The 19,035-nt window shown below is 45.9% G+C and carries 17 protein-coding genes; all 17 read right to left on the reverse strand.

The window, feature by feature from the left end; all coding sequences use genetic code 11:
* Nucleotides 1-209: 209 nt before the first annotated feature.
* Nucleotides 210-1,721 carry a tryptophan halogenase family protein gene (locus tag KDM90_RS11260; protein ID WP_212675700.1) on the reverse strand — a complete coding sequence of 504 codons (1,512 nt, stop codon included), beginning with the start codon at nucleotides 1,719-1,721 and terminating at the stop codon, nucleotides 210-212.
* A gap of 246 nt (nucleotides 1,722-1,967) precedes the next feature.
* Nucleotides 1,968-4,643: a TonB-dependent receptor gene (locus tag KDM90_RS11265; RefSeq protein ID WP_230409744.1), complete on the reverse strand. Its 2,676-nt coding sequence runs from the start codon at nucleotides 4,641-4,643 to the stop codon at nucleotides 1,968-1,970.
* A 1,000-nt stretch (nucleotides 4,644-5,643) separates the two neighbouring features.
* Nucleotides 5,644-6,453 (reverse strand): PPK2 family polyphosphate kinase, encoded by an 810-nt coding sequence (locus KDM90_RS11270; RefSeq protein WP_212675702.1) that lies wholly within the window; start codon nucleotides 6,451-6,453, stop codon nucleotides 5,644-5,646.
* Between the two features lie 68 nt (nucleotides 6,454-6,521).
* The gene (locus KDM90_RS11275) at nucleotides 6,522-6,959 is read right to left on the reverse strand and encodes a CoA-binding protein (protein WP_230409745.1); all 438 of its coding nucleotides are present in this window, start codon (nucleotides 6,957-6,959) and stop codon (nucleotides 6,522-6,524) included.
* A 122-nt stretch (nucleotides 6,960-7,081) separates the two neighbouring features.
* A complete protein-coding gene (locus tag KDM90_RS11280; RefSeq protein WP_186917568.1) occupies nucleotides 7,082-7,504 on the reverse strand; it encodes a F0F1 ATP synthase subunit epsilon in 423 nt (140 codons plus the stop codon).
* Between the two features lie 99 nt (nucleotides 7,505-7,603).
* Nucleotides 7,604-9,007, reverse strand: a complete 1,404-nt coding sequence (atpD, locus tag KDM90_RS11285; protein ID WP_186917569.1) for a F0F1 ATP synthase subunit beta — start codon at nucleotides 9,005-9,007, stop codon at nucleotides 7,604-7,606.
* Nucleotides 9,008-9,037: 30 nt separating this feature from the next.
* Nucleotides 9,038-9,907 carry a F0F1 ATP synthase subunit gamma gene (gene atpG, locus KDM90_RS11290; protein WP_212675703.1) on the reverse strand — a complete coding sequence of 290 codons (870 nt, stop codon included), beginning with the start codon at nucleotides 9,905-9,907 and terminating at the stop codon, nucleotides 9,038-9,040.
* 29 nt (nucleotides 9,908-9,936) lie between these two features.
* Complete coding sequence (atpA, locus tag KDM90_RS11295) at nucleotides 9,937-11,478, reverse strand: F0F1 ATP synthase subunit alpha (RefSeq protein WP_212675704.1); 1,542 nt, start codon at nucleotides 11,476-11,478, stop codon at nucleotides 9,937-9,939.
* 36 nt (nucleotides 11,479-11,514) lie between these two features.
* A complete protein-coding gene (locus KDM90_RS11300; protein ID WP_212675705.1) occupies nucleotides 11,515-12,048 on the reverse strand; it encodes a F0F1 ATP synthase subunit delta in 534 nt (177 codons plus the stop codon).
* Nucleotides 12,049-12,050: 2 nt separating this feature from the next.
* Complete coding sequence (locus tag KDM90_RS11305) at nucleotides 12,051-12,521, reverse strand: F0F1 ATP synthase subunit B (protein ID WP_212675706.1); 471 nt, start codon at nucleotides 12,519-12,521, stop codon at nucleotides 12,051-12,053.
* A gap of 78 nt (nucleotides 12,522-12,599) precedes the next feature.
* Nucleotides 12,600-12,842 (reverse strand): F0F1 ATP synthase subunit C, encoded by a 243-nt coding sequence (atpE, locus tag KDM90_RS11310; RefSeq protein WP_186917574.1) that lies wholly within the window; start codon nucleotides 12,840-12,842, stop codon nucleotides 12,600-12,602.
* Nucleotides 12,843-12,970: 128 nt separating this feature from the next.
* Nucleotides 12,971-13,795 (reverse strand): F0F1 ATP synthase subunit A, encoded by an 825-nt coding sequence (atpB, locus tag KDM90_RS11315; protein WP_212675707.1) that lies wholly within the window; start codon nucleotides 13,793-13,795, stop codon nucleotides 12,971-12,973.
* A gap of 2 nt (nucleotides 13,796-13,797) precedes the next feature.
* Nucleotides 13,798-14,136: an ATP synthase subunit I gene (locus KDM90_RS11320; RefSeq protein WP_212675708.1), complete on the reverse strand. Its 339-nt coding sequence runs from the start codon at nucleotides 14,134-14,136 to the stop codon at nucleotides 13,798-13,800.
* A gap of 432 nt (nucleotides 14,137-14,568) precedes the next feature.
* The gene (locus KDM90_RS11325) at nucleotides 14,569-15,462 is read right to left on the reverse strand and encodes a ParB/RepB/Spo0J family partition protein (protein WP_212675709.1); all 894 of its coding nucleotides are present in this window, start codon (nucleotides 15,460-15,462) and stop codon (nucleotides 14,569-14,571) included.
* Nucleotides 15,463-15,478: 16 nt separating this feature from the next.
* Nucleotides 15,479-16,258 (reverse strand): ParA family protein, encoded by a 780-nt coding sequence (locus tag KDM90_RS11330; protein WP_212675710.1) that lies wholly within the window; start codon nucleotides 16,256-16,258, stop codon nucleotides 15,479-15,481.
* Between the two features lie 72 nt (nucleotides 16,259-16,330).
* Nucleotides 16,331-16,978: a 16S rRNA (guanine(527)-N(7))-methyltransferase RsmG gene (rsmG, locus tag KDM90_RS11335; protein ID WP_212675711.1), complete on the reverse strand. Its 648-nt coding sequence runs from the start codon at nucleotides 16,976-16,978 to the stop codon at nucleotides 16,331-16,333.
* A 3-nt stretch (nucleotides 16,979-16,981) separates the two neighbouring features.
* Nucleotides 16,982-18,940: a tRNA uridine-5-carboxymethylaminomethyl(34) synthesis enzyme MnmG gene (gene mnmG, locus KDM90_RS11340; RefSeq protein ID WP_212675712.1), complete on the reverse strand. Its 1,959-nt coding sequence runs from the start codon at nucleotides 18,938-18,940 to the stop codon at nucleotides 16,982-16,984.
* Between the last annotated feature and the right edge of the window lie 95 nt (nucleotides 18,941-19,035).

Below are 19,035 nucleotides of genomic sequence, written 5' to 3' on the forward strand. Positions count from 1 at the left end.
AAGTGAGACTATTCAAAGTGCTCCTCTGCATTGAAAAGACAGATCACCACACACACTTGTGGGCTGGTCACGCCATCAGACGCCAAATCGAATTCGCTGCCACATTATCAGGCCGCGAAAGATCGCTTGCTCATCCTAAGTAAGCTGATCTGTCCGCGCGATTCGACCCTAGTTCGATCGGCAAGTTCCCAACTAAGGGTATTTCCTGATCAGGCCGCCTGTTTCGCCATACAGTGGGTTCGAATATAGTCTAGATGCATAGGCATGGCTTCCACACATTTTCGAATGACTGCTTGGGTGTTGTAAAGGAAGCCCTCGATTTCTTCTTGGTTGCGTTGGTCCACCACGGGACTGTAGCGACGCGGGCGCATGCCTTGACCATGCATGACCTGCAACCAACTGTCTTCGGGAAACAATTCTTCGTTTTCACGCAAAATGCGGCCATGACTGGAAAATAGATCAAGTTTCAACTGCAAACTTTCGGGAACTTCCATTTCACGACAGTAACGCCAAAAGTCGGAGTCATCCCGTTGATTCACTTTGTAATGCAAAATCAAGAAATCACGAATCTGTGCATATTCTTTATCTGTCAAGCGATTGTAGTTATCGATATCCACTTGATCGAAATCTTTATCTGGGAAGAAGCTCAGTAGGCGCATCAAACCTGTCTTGACCATGTGAATGCTGGTGGATTCTAAGGGTTCCATAAATCCCCCTGATAGACCAATCGCCAGACAATTTTTGTTCCAAGCTTGCTTGCGTTTTCCTGTAGTAAATTTGATTTGACGCGGCTCTGCCAAAGGCTGCCCATCCAAATTTTTCATAAGAATTGTTTCAGCAGCCTGGTAGTCCATAAAGCGACTAGAGAAAACGTGGCCATTACCGATGCGGTGTTGCAACGGTATACGCCACTGCCAACCCGCACTATGAGCGGTCGAACGCGTATGCGCTTGCGCCGATCCAGCAGGGCTGCACGGTACCGCAATTGCCGTGTCACAAGGTAGCCAATGGCTCCAATCTTCATATCCGGTGTGCAAGGCCTTTTCAATCAACAGACCAACCATCCCTGAACAATCGATAAAGAAATCGCCGTGAATAGTCTCACCATTTTCCATCACGACAGCATCGATAAATCCATCTTCTCGCAGCAGGGTTTGTACGATTCTCCCTTCTGTTCTTTTCACTCCGCGCTGTTCAGCGTAGCCGCGTAAATATTTCGCGTATAAACCCGCATCAAAATGGTAAGCGTAAGAAAGATCGGCCAATGGAGAATTAGGTAAATCGGGTCTTCCAGTACTAAATCGCCCCATCATGCTGGCGACGGTATTAATCGAATAGGGTTCAAGTCCACCCGCGAGCCCCTGCTGGTTCAATTTGAGCCAATAGTGGTAAAAATTGGCCATGGGTTGATCACGTCCAACCGAACCAAAGCCATGAAAATATTTACTGTTATTCAGCCCCCAATTGACGAATTCAATGCCTAATTTGAATGTACCTTGAGTATGTCGAATAAAGTCGTTTTCATCGATACCCAGATGCATATTGAAATTGCGAATACTAGGGATCGTCGCTTCGCCAACACCGATGGTAGAGATTTGATCGGATTCAATCAGGCGATAGTGATACCCGTGAGGGAGCAGTTGCGACAAGGCTGCCGCACTCATCCAACCGGCGGTTCCTCCACCCACAATGACGATATTTTTGATGCGTCGATCTGACATAGTCCATCCTTATATGGGGTGTAATACTGTTGTGCCGAGTCAAGCATTTCTATTTTGGCAGTTCAATATGTATGTCGTGAAGGAATGCTTGCTCGATTCTCATCTATCGATTTATTCACTCACATCAACTCTTTGAACAAAAAAGAGCCTATGCATATCCATTGTATTGATGGATTTACATAGACTCAATCACCCCGAGGAATGCAAGAGAAATCGGTAGACTTATTTGTCTTTTTTTAGCATTTTTTAGTAGTTAAATCCAAATCGCACACCAAACATACGCGGTTCGACTGGTGCGTAATTCATTTGTGCGCCAACCCCACTTCCGCGCCAGTAAGCTGCTTTGCTGTCGGTCGCATTTCGCACAAACAATTCAGCGTGCCATTGATCTTCTGGTGCGTCGAGACGTACAGATGCATCAACCAAGGTGTACGCTTTTTGGAAGCGACCAATATGTGCGAATTCATCATTTCTGACATCAAAGTACGCTTTGTCACGCCAGTTCATTTTGATATACGGAGTGATCGCAAAACCACTTGGCAAATCAAATTTTTGTGAGAAATTCAGCATGAAGGTACGGCGTGGCGCATTCGGCAAATTATTGTTCGTGACGTCATATAAACGTTTACCATTGTCAGGACCGATTCCAGTGTATGGTGCTGGACAAGGTGTCAAGCCGAACTCTGTACGCGCATCGCAATTGTAATCATCGCTGTATGAGCCGTAATCATGAATTTTGGTGTCGAGCAAAGTAAATGCGCCACCAATTTTGCCGCCTGGCCATGGTTTGTAATCCCACTCCACTTCTAGACCACGGATCTTCGTGTTACCAACGTTGATCGTGCGCCAAGTTTCGTACACGTCGCATTTTGGTTGGTCAGACGTACATGGCAATGGTGTTTTGTATTTGCTGACGAAATAAGTCCCTGTCAATTGTTGGTCTTTGTAATTCATCGCAAATGCGACAGCAGACAAGCTTAAGGTATTGTCGAGGAATTTTCCTTTATAACCCAGTTCGAAGTTCGTCACCAGTTCAGGCTTATATGGCAAGAAGGTTTCGGAATTCGGTTTGCCATCGGCACAAACACGTTGGACTGGGTCGGTTGCACTGCCGCCGCACGCTAAAGTGCGATCGCCAAAACCACCCGCTTTATAACCCGTTGCCAAAGCAGCGTAGGCCATTTCATTTTTGTTGATTTGCGTTTGCAAACCTAAACGCCATGTCGCTTTATGCCATTTTTCGCTATGATCATTTTTGCTTGGCGTTCCGTAGAGATGATATGCCGCTGCACTACCACCTGGGCCGTAATTTAAGTCATTTCCCTGTGGCAGATGGTATCCAGGCGTACCTGGTTCACCTGGATCGAAGCCGCCATTATAGAATTCCTTCTGACCCCACCAACCACCTAAGTTGAGTCCATCTTTGTCAGTTTTACTGTCTGCGCTGTAACGTGCGCCGAAAGTCGCTGTCCAAGTTGGCGCAAATTCCCAATCAGCTTGCGCAAATACCGCTTTCGCATCCACTTGACGGTCTGGCTGGGCGTAAAAAGCACCGGAGGCTAAACCAACTGGGGCACGATACAGATCGACAACTTCGTAATTGATCTGGTTTTTCTCATGCATCCAAAACAAACCTGCCACATATTTCAGACTGTCAACACGTTGTTTGAATTGCAGTTCATGGACGGTTGACACATATTTGGAATCGACGGTTTGTTGGTATTGATCTGCCAAAGGCCACGTACCCCAGTTGTTGCCACCTGCTATGCGCGGATGATCTTGGGTGATTTGGAATGGTAGAGCCGTTTGGTTACCTTTATCATTATCATACAGCTGACTACGACGCTGATCTGCTAGTGCAAAGTTATAGTCCAAGCTCGCATCATTGCTGATATTCCAGTTCGAACCAGCGCGCAAGGTACGGATCTTCATATCGGTCATACCAGGCACATTGATCTTCAAATCGAAGCGGCCCCATCCTGTAGGACAAGCGTAGCGTGTCCCTCTCACTGAGTCGCAATCTTTGAACGCCGTACCACCCGCACTAGAGTCTTGAAACTCTTCGTACGTTGCGTGTAACTTCCAGTCACGATTGACCTTGTACAAAGCAGACAAGCGAGCAGCCCACTCGTTTTGATTGGTGTAATAGTCGCTAGGATCTACTTTGCGATTCCAACGTTGGATATTGTCGGGAATGCCGTCTGGGATCCAACCTTTTGAGGGTAAGTTCGCTTCACTAAAATCTTGCATTTGGTTCGCATAACCGTCGCGCGTCACTTTCATGATTGCAGCGCGGATCGCGAGATCATCACTTATTTTGATGTTCTGAATTGCGTGAACTTGACGTTTATTGTAATTGCCTAACTCGAGCTCTGCACTTCCATAGTTCCCACGAAAATCTGGTTTCGCGGAAATCACGTTAATCGTACCGCCAGTTGAGTTGCGGCCGAAGAGCGTTCCTTGAGGTCCGCGCAAGACTTCAACTTGCGCAACGTCGAACATCAAGGCTTGTGCACCTTGAGGACGCGGTGAATACATTCCATCAACGTGGAATCCTACAGCGGGATCGCCGATTTCGGTGGTGTTACTGGAAGTAATACCGCGTATCGTCACTTGAATCGCAGAATCATTCGATTGCACGATGGTGACGTTAGGAATTTCGTTGGCCAAATCTTTTGCACTTGTCACCCCCATGCGTGCCAAGCTTTCTTGGTTGAATGCTGTCACGGCGAGCGGTGTTCGTAGCAGTGAAGTCGAGTAACGCGTGGCGGTCACATTGACTTCTTGAATCTTATCTGACTCTTTGTTGTCGTTTTTCTTTGGGCTTACGGGCTCATTGGTTTTGCTTTGGTCAGCGACTGTTTGCTGCGCTTGCGCGTGCATTGTCATCAATCCGCAAGCGCCGGCTACTGCGACGCTCATAAGAGTTCTTTTGGTTTTCAGATGAAACATGTTGTCTCCTTGTTGAGATAGGCAATCAGCACTATCTGCTGTCCTTCAATCTTATCAGGCGACTGTGTCGCCATTTCTTGATTTGCTGTTGAATTACTTGTTTTATTGCGACTTCTTGACTTGCTTTTACTTGATCCTCAAGCGTTGTTTGATTCAGTTACATCGTGCTGCAGCGCTTGTTGACTCTTCATGCTTAGGCTTCAGTTTTCTTCGATTTCACGTCGCTGCCAGAGATTCTTCCGTGAGCACAGTGATTCAAACTGAGTCACAAATTCAGGGTTCCTGCTTTCGCACTTTTTTGCGTCTTTCAATCGAGCGTCTGACTCTTTTGTTGATCGACAGTTTCAAAAAATCAGATGAATTTCTTGAATTAGGTGCCATAAGTGGAATCGTTTCCATTTGTGATTTGGAATATAGCACTCATTAAAAAATAGTGTCAACAATTTTTTGGAAACGTTCCCAATTTGTGTTTTTTTGCGACATTTTTGTCAGCTTTAGGATGAAGAATGCGGGAATATATGTCGTGCTTAAAGAATCTAAGAGAATGCGTTATTACTTCTCCCAATCATCAATTGCATGGAGCTGAAAGAATGAAATTGGGTGATGAAATACAGGAATCTACCCGCCGCTCTTCACCAGCAAAGCGTTCCCAGCCTGACGGGCTCATCGCAACCATTCTTGCATTTCGTGCGCGGTAATTCTCAATCTTTTATTGGAAAAGAGGAGTCACTGACGCGATTATCCTGTGGATAACTTTGTGAATATTTTTTGAATAATTTAGTACCCCAAGGAATCAACATAGAGTCTAGCTGAGATTTGCTCTATAAGTATATGAAAAATAAGGGAATTTTACGATGTTAAATTTTGTTAAACAATTTCTTGACTGAAATTATTCTTAAAATTTTGTGGATAAGATGCAGGCTATGAGAATAGCCAAGAATAAGTTTAGCTAGTTAGCAATGGATTTTGTCTAATCAACCTGGATCGCAAAGTACTCAGGATGAGGGACTGGGTAGTGCAAATCCATCTTTGCCAAAGTTTCTGCCACGATACTTGCGATAATTAAATTTCGCTGTGTTTTCGAATTGGAAGGGACAATGTGCCAAGGGGCATAGTCTGTATGGGTAGCCCGAATTGTGGTTTGATAAACCGTCTGATAAGCTTCCCATGATTGACGCTCAAGCAAATCCTGTTCACTGAATTTCCAATGTTTATTCGGGTCTTGCAAACGTTCTTCTAGTCGCTTTTTTTGTTCATCTTTCGCGATGTGTAAAAAGAACTTCAAGATGGTGGTACCAGTCTCATGCAGCATACGCTCAAACGCATTGATATGCGCATAGCGTCGCTTGGCTTCAGAATGGTCAATCAATTGGTGAACTTGTGTGATCAGAACATCTTCATAATGGCTACGATTGAAGATGACCAACTCACCTGCCGCTGGGACCTGTTGATGAATTCTCCACAAAAAGTCATGGTCTAATTCATGTGGACTCGGCGTTTTAAAGCTGACGCTACGAACACCGGCTGGGTTCGCAGCACCAAACACCACTCGCACTGTTCCATCTTTTCCTGAGGTGTCCATGCCCTGCAAAATAATCAGCACTTTATGTTGATGCTGGGCATACAAGATATTTTGAAATTCGGCAATTTGTACGCTGATTTCGGTCGTCTTTTGTTTCATCAACTGCTTCGTCGATTCGGTGAATAAAGGACGATGTGCAGCGTTCTTGTCCAACAAAACGAATTTGTCCGAAGCTAAAAATTGTGTGGAAATAGTCATATGATCTTTCTCCATCTTGGTGTGCGGTGAAAAGTATTTTTTGATTGTACTTCTGCTCCGACACGAAGTCATTCAAGGATATGATGCAAGCGCTTATGTTCAATTTTTGTACAACGATCCATCACGACTTGCATTCCACTCGCTCGCGCTAGTTGCTCAACGCGCTCATTCACGATGCCCAATTGCATCCAGATTGATTTCGCATTGACTTGTTGGGCTTCTTCAAAGATGGCTGGGATATCCTCAGCCTTCCTAAAGCAATCAACGATATCGACTTCTAGCCCCGTCGCTTGAACGGCCAATCGAAGACTTGGATAGCACATTTCTCCGAGGATTTCATTACCCGCTTGCTGTGGATTGATAGCAAGGACGCGATAACCATGTGCCTGCAAATAGTTCGCTACCTTGTAACTATCACGCTCTGGTTTATTGGAGATTCCAACGACAGCGATGGTTTTTGCTGAGATCAATAATTGATCAATTAAATTATCAGACATAGAGTTCATGCTCACTCTCGTGGAAAAAATAAAAAGGCAGCCGTGGCTGCCTTTTTATTGTAGTACTTTTTCGTAATACATTTTTTTGCTTCTACATCGTCTTTGCTGTGCAAATTGATGCGTTGCTTGAATTAACGCTTAGAACGCAATTTCTGAATCGCTGCCAATTGTGCGATCGCTGATGCCAACTCGGCTTGTGCTTGCGCATAGTCGATGCCTGCTTCGCGATTAACCAAAGCTTCTTCCGCCAATTTCTTAGCTTCCGCTGCTTTTGCTTCATCAAGATCAGCGCCACGAATCGCTGTATCAGCCAATACAGTCACTGTATCTGGTTGTACTTCCAAGATACCGCCTGCAACGAATACGAATTCGTCTTCAGCTTTACCTTCAACCTTGATACGCACTGCGCCTGGCTTAATACGTGTGATCAATGGAGTGTGTTTTGGATAGATACCCAACTCACCTGATTCACCCGGCAACGCGACGAACAATGCCTCGCCAGAAAAGATACTCTCTTCTGCAGAAACGACGTCAACGTGAATAGTATGTGCCATGTGCTAACCTTTTTAGTTTGCTTCCCCTCCCCTGAATTCGACATTCTAGGAAGGGGGGCTTCATTCTTCACCCTCCATTAATCGGAGGGTAAGGAATAATTATGCTGCCATTTTCTTCGCTTTTTCGATCGCTTCGTCGATTGTACCTACCATGTAGAACGCTTGTTCTGGCAAGTGATCGAGTTCACCGGATGCAATCATCTTGAAGCCTTTGATTGTATCTTTCAGTGAAACGTATTTACCTGGGGAACCAGTAAATACCTCAGCAACGTGGAAAGGCTGAGACAAGAAACGTTGCATCTTACGTGCACGAGCAACGATCAACTTATCTTCAGGAGCCAATTCGTCCATACCCAAAATCGCGATAATGTCACGCAATTCTTTGTAGCGTTGCAAAGTACCTTGAACAGCGCGTGCTGTTTCATAGTGCTCTTGACCAACAACTTGTGGGTCCAACTGACGAGATGTGGAATCCAATGGATCAACCGCTGGGTAGATACCCAAAGATGCGATGTCACGAGACAAAACAACGGTGGAATCCAAGTGAGCAAAGGTTGTCGCTGGGGATGGATCTGTCAAGTCATCCGCTGGAACGTAAACCGCTTGAATAGAAGTAATAGAACCAGTCTTAGTGGAAGTAATACGCTCTTGCAAACGGCCCATTTCTTCAGCCAATGTTGGTTGGTAACCCACCGCGGAAGGCATACGGCCCAACAACGCGGAAACTTCAGTACCAGCCAATGTGTAACGATAGATGTTATCGACGAAGAACAACACGTCTTTACCTTCGTCACGGAAACCTTCAGCGATCGTCAAACCAGTCAAAGCAACGCGCAAACGGTTACCTGGTGGTTCATTCATCTGACCGTACACCATCGCTACTTTGGAATCTTCAGGCTTTTCCAAGTTAACCACGTTAGCGTCAGCCATCTCGTGGTAGAAGTCATTACCTTCACGAGTACGTTCACCAACACCAGCAAACACGGACAAGCCACTGTGTGCTTTAGCGATGTTGTTGATCAACTCCATCATGTTAACGGTCTTACCAACACCCGCACCACCGAACAAACCAACTTTACCACCCTTCGCAAACGGGCAAACCAAGTCAATAACTTTGATACCGGTTTCCAACAATTCTTGCGATGGAGAGAGTTCGTCGTAAGCAGGAGCTTTACGGTGAATAGATGCTTGTGATTCACGGCTAACCGGACCACATTCATCAATTGGGTTACCCAATACGTCCATAATACGGCCCAATGTTGCTTTGCCGGTTGGAACCATAATTGGTTTACCTGTGTTGCTAATCATCATGCCGCGACGTAAGCCATCAGATGTACCCAAAGCAATCGTACGGACGATACCGTCACCCAATTGCTGTTGGACTTCCAATGTCAGATCGGAGCCTTCCATTTTCAAGGCATCGTAAACCTTAGGCATCGCGTCGCGTGGAAATTCAACGTCCACAACAGCGCCGATACACTGAACGATTTTGCCATTAGCCATGTTCGTTCCTTCAATAATATTAAATTTCGTTTAAACCGCTGCCGCGCCGGCGACGATTTCGGAGAGCTCTTTAGTAATCGCAGCTTGACGGGTTTTGTTATAAACCAGTTTCAACTCACCAATCACATTACCCGCGTTATCACTTGCAGATTTCATCGCCACCATACGTGCCGATTGTTCTGACGCCATGTTTTCTGCCACTGCTTGATAGATCAGCGCTTCTACATAACGCACCAACAATTCATCGATCACCGTCGCTGCGTCTGGTTCGTAAATGTAGTCCCAAGAATGAGATGCTGCATTTGTTTCCAGCTTGTCCGCTGTCAGAGGCAATAATTGCTCTAACACTGGCTCTTGCTTCATGGTGTTAATGAATTTGGTGTAGCTCAAATAAACCGCGTCGAGCTTGCCTTCCTGATACGCATCCAGCAACAACTTTACTGGACCAATCAATTTATCGAGATGCGGCGTATCGCCGAGTTGGATCGCATGCGACACAACTTTTGCACCTACACGATTCAGGAAGCCGAGACCCTTGTTACCAATCGCGACCGCTTCAATTTTTGAACCCTTACCTTCGAGTTCACGCATCTTGTTGGTGACCAAACGTAAAACGTTGGTATTCAAGCCACCGCACAAACCCTTATCAGTCGTTACAACGATCAAGCCAATTTTCTTAGCTTGATCTTGTTGAACCATGAAAGGATGCGTGTACTCTGGGTTGGCCTGTGACAAGTTAGCGGTGATATTACGAATCTTCTCACTGTATGGGCGAGCAGCGCGCATTCTGTCCTGCGCTTTGCGCATTTTAGAAGCGGCAACCATTTCCATCGCCTTAGTGATCTTTTTCGTATTCTCTACGCTTTTGATCTTGCCACGTATCTCTTTACCTGCAGCCATGAGTATTGACTCCTTCTAGCTACGGTAAATTAAAATGCGCCGGATTTTTTGAAATCAGCAATTGCGGCAGCCATGGCAGCTTCGCCATCTTTGTCCAGTTGCTTACTTTCTTCGATCTTTGCCAACAACGCTGCTTGATTTGTCTTCAAGTGGTTATGCATGCCAGATTCGAAAGACAATACTTTCTTCACTGGTACATCATCCAAGAAGCCTTTGTTCACAGCAAACAGACTGGACGCCATCAAAGAGATAGACAATGGTGCGTACTGAGCTTGTTTCAACAATTCAGTAACACGGGCACCACGATCCAACTGCTTACGTGTTGCTTCGTCCAAATCAGATGCGAACTGAGCAAACGCTGCCAATTCACGATATTGCGCCAAGTCAGTACGAATACCACCGGACAAGTTTTTGATAACTTTAGTCTGCGCTGCACCACCCACGCGAGACACGGAAATACCCGCGTTAATCGCTGGACGAATACCAGAGTTGAACAAGGAAGTTTCCAAGAAGATCTGACCGTCAGTAATCGAAATGACGTTCGTTGGAACGAAAGCGGAAACGTCACCAGCTTGCGTTTCAATGATAGGCAATGCTGTCAATGAACCTGTCTTACCTTTAACTTCACCTTTAGTGAATGCTTCAACGTAGTCTGGGTTAACACGTGCTGCACGTTCCAACAAACGGGAGTGCAAGTAGAACACGTCACCTGGGTACGCTTCACGGCCTGGTGGACGGCGCAACAACAAGGAAACTTGACGGTATGCAACCGCTTGTTTCGACAAGTCATCATAAACGATCAATGCGTCTTCGCCGCGATCACGGAAGTATTCACCCATCGCACAACCGGAGTATGCGGATACGTATTGCATCGCTGCAGATTCAGATGCAGTCGCTGCCACAACGATAGTGTATTCCATCGCGCCGTGTGCTTCCAAAGAACGCACAACGTTTTTAACGGAAGAAGCTTTTTGACCAATCGCTACATAGATACATGTAACGCCTTGACCTTTTTGGTTAATGATCGAGTCAATCGCTACCGCTGTTTTACCAGTTTGACGATCGCCAATGATCAATTCACGTTGACCACGACCAACTGGAACCATGGAGTCGATAGACTTCAAACCAGTTTGCAATGGTTGAGAAACGGATTGACGAGCAATAACGCCTGGGGCGATTTTTTCGATTGGCGCAGTCAATTTTGCATTGATAGGACCTTTGCCGTCGATTGGTTGACCCAACGCGTTAACAACACGGCCGCGCAATTCTGGGCCGATAGGTACTTCCAAAATACGACCTGTACATTTAACTGTATCGCCTTCGGAGATGTGTTCGTAGTCACCGAGAATAACGGCACCAACGGAATCACGTTCCAAGTTCAAAGCCAGACCAAATGTATTGCCTGGGAATTCCAACATCTCGCCTTGCATCGCGTCGGACAAACCGTGGATGCGGCAGATGCCGTCGGTAACGGAAATAACCGTACCTTGATTACGAATCTCAGCGCTGTCACCAAGGCCTTGAATACGGCTCTTGATCAACTCGCTGATTTCTGATGGGTTGAGTTGCATACAAACTCCTAAAATTGTTTCAGTACTTGAACAGCATTAAGCTGTCAAAGCGTTGTGCATCTGTTGCAGCTTGGCACGAACCGAAGTATCCAGCACTTGATCACCAACCACGATACGCACACCACCGATCAGTGAAGAATCCACTGTCACGGTTGGGTGCAGTTTGCGACCAAATTTCTTTTCCAGTGTTGCCGCTAATTCTTTAACTTGTGCGTCAGACATTTCAAACGCGCTGACAATTTCCGCATCTGCAGAACCAGTGTCGGCATTTTGCAGAGTATGAAATTGTGCCGCGATTTCTGGCAACAAAGTTAAACGGTCATATTCAGTCAATGTATTGATGAAGTTCTTTGCTTCAGCAGTTACAGTTGACTTCAACACGGACAAGAAAGCCTCAGCAGTTTGACCTGCGGAGACTTTGGGGTTGTGTGCAAGAGCCACTACATCGGGATGTGCCGCAGCTTGCGCCATCTCAGCAACTAATTCCGACCAAGCGGACAAGTTGCCAGACTTTGCAACGCGATACAACGCTTCTGCGTATGGACGAGCGATCGTTGCGAGTTCAGCCATGATTACAGCTCAGTCTTTAATTGGTTGAGCAAATCTGCGTGCGCAGCTGCATTCACCTCACGCTTCAAAATTTGCTCTGCACCTTTAACTGCCAGAGCAGCTACTTGGTCGCGCAATTCTTCGCGTGCTTTTGTGACTTGATTTGCGGCTTCTGCTTGGGCTGCAGCGATGATGCGTGCGGCCTCTGCATTAGCAGCATTCTTAGCTTCTTCAACGATCAATTGACCACGCTTCTCAGCGTTTGCAACTTGTTTCAAGCCTTCTTCGCGAGCACCTGCTAATTCGAGCTGAACTTTTTTCTCAGCTTCTTTCATAGCAGCTTGGCCTTGATCTGCAGCGGACAAACCGTCAGCGATTTTTTTTCTGCGATCATCGATGGCGCCGATCAACGGTGGCCATACGAATTTCATGGTGAACCAAGCGAGTACGAAAAATACAATCGCTTGGTACCACATTGTTTGATTAAGATTCATGTCGTTTCCTTGTCTGAATTATCGTTCCGCGGGTGTTGACCGCTTTGACCAACACCACGGTAGAAAAAGGAAATTCAATTAACCTTTGAATGGGTTCGCTGTTGCGAAGAACATAGCGATACCAACACCGATAATGAACGCAGCGTCGATCAAACCAGCCAACAACAACATTTTGCCTTGCAATTTGTCCATCAATTCTGGTTGACGAGCAGACGCTTCCAAATATTTACCACCCATCATAGCGATACCGATACATGCACCCAAAGCGCCCAAACCGATGATCAAACCACAAGCCAAAGCTACAAATGCGACGTTAGTCATGAGAAAACTCCTAAAAGTTAAAAAATTAAAATACCAAAACCAAAAAACCAAAAACTAAAACCAATACTAAAACTGATTACTTCACTTGAATTGTCGCAGTTCGTTAAGACTCGCCGCGACCATTCGAATTAGTGTGCGTCGTGTGATTGACCCATGTATACCAAGGTCAACATCATGAAAATAAACGCTTGCAAGAACACGATCAAAATGTGGAAGATCGCCCAAACAGAACCAGCAATCACTTGACCGATACCGCCGAAATGGCTGTACGCACCAAGCAAAGCGATCAACAAGAACAACAACTCACCTGCGAACATGTTACCGAACAGTCGCATACCGAGAGAGAAAGTCTTGGCAGCAAATTCAACCAAGTTCAACATAATATTGAATGGCAACATTGCTGGACCAAATGGAGCTGTGCACAATTCTTTGATGAAGCCGCCAACGCCTTTGATTTTGAAAGAGTAGTACATCATCAAAGCGAACACACCGATAGCAATACCCAAAGTGCCGTTCAAATCAGCAGTTGGAACAACGCGATGGTGAATCTCTGGATTAATACCGACTAATGGGAACAGCCACACTGAGAACAAATCAACTGGCAAAAAGTCCATAGAGTTCATCAACGAAACCCATACGAACACCGTCAACGCCATTGGTGCGATGAAAGACACATTCCCGTGCACGATGCTCTTAGCTTGATCGTTCACCATTTCGACAACCATTTCAACCGCACATTGGAAACGGCCTGGAACACCAGAAGTCGCCTTACGAGAAGCTAAGTACATCAAGATGATGGCGAGGAGGCCGCAAAACACGGACCAGATAATCGTATCGTAGTTGATATAGGACATATCAACCAATGCTGTTTGTTGGTCATGTGAATTAGCCAAATGACCCAGGTGATGGGAAATATATTCCGATGGGGTTGGGGCGTGCTCAGTTGCGCTCATAATCAATGCCTAAAGAGTAGTATTAAATAACTTTTCATTACCACGATGAATGCAGCGAGAAACGCCAGCCAATTCAAATCAGGGTAAAACATAACTACAGCTCCCATAAGAGCCAAAGTCAGTGCAATTTTTATAAACTCGCCAATGAAAAAATTCATCGGGTTGGCACCGCCGGGTTTTCGCACGCTACTGAGTAAGCGCAAAGCAAAAAACGCGTTCGGGAGCGCGCAACATAGACCGCCGAGTAGAGCGGATATTCCGGAAGAGAAGCCAGACACTAACAACGCCACCAGCGCCGCGATAAAAGCTGCTGCAAACTGCAACAGGATGATGCGCGCCATGCTACTCCCCAGTTTTTACTACAAGTATTCGTTTTCCCCCAACACACCTTACGCGTTTTTCTTCTTTTATTATTCTCGATCTTGACTAGGTGAATCCTAGTTTGCGTGGTGCTGGTGCTGTATTTGCGCTATTTCAGTGCTGCTCTGGTCCTATTTTGGTGCAGATTTTGTACACAATCAGGCAGATTTTTCAAAGCCACGGAATTATACGTGCATGTATAGGCAGCGTCAAACGTTTGATGCAACGCAACAAATTTCGTTTTATTTTTCATTTGCCCAATAGTCTTCGACTTTTCGGCAAATTCTCCGTGTAAAAATAAAAAAATTGCTATTTTCACTTCACTTTCTATGCAAGTATGACGAATGCATAAAATCAATTTTCAGGCCTTACTTTTGCCTTTTTTTAAATGTTGTTAAATATATAACAGCAGTCTACTGGCCACGGATCTTAAGAATCACGCCATCAAGTGAATCAAGATCAGCGAAATCAATAAGCATTTGCCCTCTTCCTTTGCTACCCATCTTCAAAGTCACTTGTGTTGCTAGTAGGTCAGATAATTCTTCTTCAAGGCGGGTAATGTCCCGAGATTTTTCTGCTTTATCTTTTGATTTGGCAGGCGCGATCAATTCAGCACTGGTTTTCGCGACTAATTTTTCAGTATCTCGAACCGACATCCGTTTCGCGACCACCTGATTGGCAAGCTGGATTTGGGTCGCGGAATCAACCGCCAATAAGGCACGCGCATGCCCCATATCAATATCACCAGCCATTAACATCGTCTGAACTGGTCGAGCTAAATTTAACAAACGCAATAAGTTTGACACCGCGCTACGAGAACGGCCAACCGCGTTTGCTGCTTGTTCGTGGGTAAACGTAAAGTCAGAAATTAAGCGATGAATCCCTTGCGCCTCTTCAAGCGGATTCAAGTCTTCTCGTTGTATATTTTCGATCAAGGCCATCGCTGCCGCTGCTTGATCGTCTACATCTTTGACGAGCACCGGTACTTCACTCAACCCTGCCATCTGAGATGCACGGAAACGGCGTTCACCCGCAATAATTTCGTACTGGACAAGCCCTTTGGCTTGCCCAATTGGACGAACCAATATTGGCTGCATTAGGCCTTGAGCCTTAATTGATGATGCCAGTTCAGCTAGTGCCCCTTCATCCATGCGAGTACGTGGCTGATACTTACCCGCTTGCATTTGGCTGACCTGCAAAGTCGTTGGGGCTCCTACAATATTGGGGACAGCCTCGGCAAAATCATCCGAGCCGCCTAACAATGCATCCAGACCTCGGCCCAATCCTTTTTGTTTTTTCGTTGCCATATTCATACTTTTCAAATTATTTCTTGTCTAATGTCTTGATTCGTTCGACCATTTCGGCACCAAAAGCAATGTAAGCTTGCGCCCCTTTTGAAGATGGATCAAATACCACCCCTGGTATTCCATATGACGGCGCCTCGGCTAATCGGACATTGCGCGGAATCACTGTTTTAAAGACCTTGTCACCAAAATGTTGTTCCAATTGGTCAGATACCTGTTGTGACAATGTCATTCGTGGATCAAACATCACACGCAGTAAACCAACAATCTTTAAATCGGGGTTGAGATTGGCAGAAACCTTCTTGATTGTATTTGCCAGGTCAGACAGCCCTTCTAATGCGTAGTATTCACATTGCATAGGGATAATCACGCCGTTAGCTGCGCATAAACCATTGAGAGTCAACATTGAAAGGGCCGGAGGGCAATCGATCAAAATGAAATCGTAGTTAGCGCCCACTTCCGCCAAGGCGATTCGCAGACGCTTATCTCTGTTTTCAAGTTCCACCATTTCGACTTCGGCACCTGCCAATTCACGATTGGCGGGAAGGATATCAAATTGCCCCGATTCTGATCGCACTACGGCAGATTGGACATCTGCCATACCCAATAAAACTTGATAAACAGAGGATTCAATCTTAGCCTTATTAACACCCGCACCCATCGTGGCATTACCTTGCGGATCAAGATCGACCAGCAAAACACGCTGATCAAGTTTTGCCAAACCGGCGGCCAAATTCACCGTTGTAGTAGTTTTTCCTACACCACCTTTTTGATTGGCAACGCAAAAAATTTTAGCCATAGACACTTTTTAGAATAATTGCGGTTAAAAGAAAATACCTGTACTACTTGTTCCACGTGTAACGAAAATAATTTAGTCCGCTTTCTTCACATGCACCAAATGTCTTTCGACTTGCAATCCCGGCACCTGCAAAGGCTCAATACTTTCGACTTCCCAACCTACTGGTAAGCGTTCAATTTCCTGTGTTGGGGAAATTCCTTTCATCGCCAGAAAGCGCCCGTCTTCGGCCAACAAATGATGGGACCAATTGATAAAGTTATTCAATTCAGAAAATGCTCTAGAAGTAATCACATCGAATGCTTGCTCGACTTTTAACAACTCAACACGGCCAGTATGCACCGTCACATTTCTAAGTTTGAGCTCAGCTTTTACCTGGGTTAAAAAAGCGGTCTTCTTGTTCACGATATCTATCATTGTCACCGAGGCGTTCGGAAACACAATCGCCAATACGATACCGGGCAAGCCACCTCCTGAACCGACATCAAGGATATTCTTCGCTTGTGTGAACGCATGAACAGCGGACAAAGAGTCAAGTAGATGCTGCTTCACCATGTCGTGCGGATCACGAATTGAGGTTAAGTTATAGACAGAATTCCACTTCACTAACAAAGCCAAATAGGCGAGCATCTTCTCCACTTGATCTTCGTTCAAAGGCAAGCCTAAGTGGCCAATACCGTCTCTCAGCTCTTGTCCCAGAGCGTCTTTATCGAATCGACTCATCGACTATTCACCTGCTACTTTTATATTCAAAGACTCATCATTGGCTGACGCTGCATTCGCGAATCCTTGGAAACCGCGCTTTTTTAGATGGACCAACAAAAGCGACAATGCTGCTGGCGTAACTCCAGAAATACGACCACACTGCCCTAAGGTTTCGGGTCGTTGCGCATTCAGTTTTTGTTTCACTTCGATCGATAGACCATTGACGTCCAAATAGTCAAAATCTTTCGGCATCTTTAGATTTTCATAGTGCGCTTGACGTTCCACCTCTTTGGCTTGACGTCCGATATAACCAGAATATTTGACTTGAATCTCTATTTGCTCTTTTACCGCTGGGTCAATCACTGGATTACCAGCCAAGGATTGACCTTCTTTCCCAGTCAAGGTCATCAGTTGATCGTAAGTGACTTGAGGCCGGCGCAATAAGTCAGCTAAAGAATACTCTCGCTCCAATGCCTTACCAACCACCCGCTCCGCTTCGGCATCATCGACGATCCTAGGATTAACCCAAGTTGATTTCAATCTTTCCATTTCACGTGAAACAGCTTCACGCTTTTCTTCAAACAACTGCCATTGCTGATCGCTAACACATCCTAGCTTACGCCCGATTTCGGTTAAGCGCATGTCAGCATTGTCCTCTCGCAAACTTAGACGGAATTCCGCTCGACTGGTGAACATACGATACGGTTCTTGCACACCTTTCGTCACCAGATCATCGACGAGTACGCCAAGATAGGCCTCATCTCGCCGAGGCACCCACGCTTCTTTACCTTGCGTTTGCAAAGCCGCATTCAGGCCTGCGAGCATACCTTGTGCGGCGGCCTCTTCGTAACCGGTCGTTCCATTGATTTGACCGGCAAAAAACAAGCCTTGAATAGCACGCGTCTCTAATGATGATTTCAAACCACGCGGATCAAAAAAGTCATATTCAATTGCATATCCCGGTCTCAAAATATAAGCGTTTTCCATGCCCACCATTGAGCGTACCAAGTCCAATTGAACGTCAAATGGCAAACTGGTAGAGATACCGTTCGGATAAAACTCATTGGTTGTCAGTCCCTCTGGTTCAAGAAAAATTTGATGCGACTCTTTACCAGAAAAACGATGAATCTTATCTTCGATGGAGGGACAATAACGCGGACCAACACCTTCAATGACGCCGGTATACATCGGACTCCTATCCAGCCCCGACCTAATAATATCGTGCGTTCGCGCATTGGTATGGGTAATCCAGCATGGAACTTGCCGTGGGTGCATAGCAACATTACCCATCACAGAAAACACTGGCAAGTGATCCAAGTCGCCTGGCTGCTCTTCCATTCGAGAAAAGTCGATACTACGGCCATCGATACGAGGTGGCGTTCCTGTCTTTAAACGCCCCTGAGGCAAGGCAAGTTCTTTCAACCGACTCGACAATGAAATGGCCGGTGGATCGCCAGCTCGTCCCGCTGAGTAGCTATTTAGACCAACATGAATTTTGCCATCTAGGAAAGTCCCTGCCGTCAGGACAACTGCGCGAGCTCGAAACTTTAGCCCTACTTGTGTGACAGCACCGACAACACGATCTCCCTCGACCATTAAATCATCGACAGCCTGCTGAAATAGCCAAAGATTTTCTTGATTCTCCAAGCGACTACGGATCGCCTGTTTGTACAGAATTCGATCAGCTTGCGCGCGGGTTGCTCGCACCGCCGGACCTTTAGATGAATTCAAAATGCGAAACTGTATCCCGGCCTCATCAGTGGCGATTGCCATGGCACCACCCATCGCATCCACCTCTTTAACTAAATGCCCCTTGCCGATACCACCAATTGATGGATTGCAGGACATTTGCCCCAAGGTTTCAATGTTATGGGTCAACAATAAGGTCTTTTGCCCCATGCGGGCCGAAGCCAATGCAGCTTCAGTACCGGCATGACCGCCGCCGACGATGATGACATCGAATTCAGTTGGATAAAACATGTGGATAGCTCGAGGAGGGATTGCCTAGTGATAAAACGACGAAAATACTACGAGGCACGATTATAGTTGCTTTTCAGTGAAAATATGACTCCAAC

The sequence above is a fragment of the Affinundibacterium fentianense genome, from assembly GCF_018139545.1.
Classification (GTDB): domain Bacteria; phylum Pseudomonadota; class Gammaproteobacteria; order Burkholderiales; family Burkholderiaceae_D; genus Undibacterium; species Undibacterium fentianense.